This window comes from Globicatella sp. HMSC072A10, from assembly GCF_001811625.1.
GTDB lineage: Bacteria > Bacillota > Bacilli > Lactobacillales > Aerococcaceae > Globicatella > Globicatella sanguinis.
Map to the genome: position 1 here is coordinate 1 of NZ_KV805622.1, position 245 is coordinate 245.

Genomic DNA, 245 nt, shown 5'->3' on the forward strand with positions numbered 1-245 from the left:
CCCCGATGAATCATCGGTGTGTTTTGTGACGAACGTTTTCCCGACTGATTTTCTTTCCAAGATAACCCGGCATACTTGGCAATTTTTGCTTGAGAATCAAAGCGTTCAATCTGTCCGATTTCAGCGATGATTCCAGCAGCATAGACCGGACCAATACCAGGAATAGAAGTTAAGCACTGATATTCTGGTAGGATTTGAACAATATCTTCAATCCCTTTGTCGAGCTCTTTGATTGCTTTTTCAAG

At 42.0% G+C, this 245-nt stretch carries 1 protein-coding gene; it reads right to left on the reverse strand.

Translation table 11 applies throughout. The features are described 5' to 3' along the window. Positions 1–245, reverse strand: a 245-nt coding sequence (locus HMPREF2811_RS00850; protein WP_141749224.1) for a transposase, incomplete at both ends; no start/stop codon positions are given.